Origin of the sequence: Ruoffia sp. FAM 20857, assembly GCF_045528645.1 — a bacterium.
Lineage (GTDB): Bacteria > Bacillota > Bacilli > Lactobacillales > Aerococcaceae > Ruoffia > Ruoffia halotolerans.
Window position 1 is genome coordinate 1 of sequence record NZ_JBGQRB010000118.1, and the last position, 751, is coordinate 751.

Genomic DNA, 751 nt, shown 5'->3' on the forward strand with positions numbered 1-751 from the left:
TCGGCATTCGGAAAAATGCGTTGTAAAAATAGATAATACGGCCCGTACATATCCATGGTGACGGTCTTGACTTGCATTCGAGCTTCATATGAATAGCGCATAAAATAATCTCTTAAAGCGTCTTGTGTGCGGTCTAAGACAATATCCAACAATGTGTGGTTATAGGCATCCATAAGAATACAACTCATCCCACTCGTCGCCTGTTTGACCGACTTAAACTCATCAATTCCAAGGTGCTCTGGTAGATCCCATGTCTTTGGCGATAGGGTTTGACCCGCCTTAATTAACTGGCACTGAACAGTATAGCGAGACACATTTAGATGTTGGGCAATCAGTTTCATCGACTGTACTTCCGTTAATTCCATGATAATGGTTCGTTTAATGTCATTCGAAATAAAGCATCCTTTATCAACAATGCTTGTTGGAACAGTCGTCACGACCCGACAATGTTTACACTGATAGCGTTGTTTCTTGAGTTTTAACAAGACGGGTTGGAAGTTGATATGCGTTAAGTGAATCGTCGTGTGATCAAAACCATATTTAATCATGTCCTGCGTTGAATGGTTAGCCACACCACAGTGTGGACAGGCTGGCAATGAATAAGAGAGTTGTCCCAAGAGAACCTTACACCGCACCCCCTTGTGCATTTCCTCCATGATGTCATCTTGAAGTTGAACATGTTTATCTTTAATATTTAGTAAGTCTGCGATATAATTCATATGAGCCAAGTGAATTCTCCTTTTAGTAATGT

At 40.9% G+C, this 751-nt stretch carries 1 protein-coding gene; it reads right to left on the minus strand.

What is annotated here, in order from left to right:
* Positions 1-719 (minus strand): transposase (locus ACEN4N_RS11490; protein ID WP_407090984.1); only part of this gene is annotated, 719 nt, incomplete at its 3' end.
* Between the last annotated feature and the right edge of the window lie 32 nt (positions 720-751).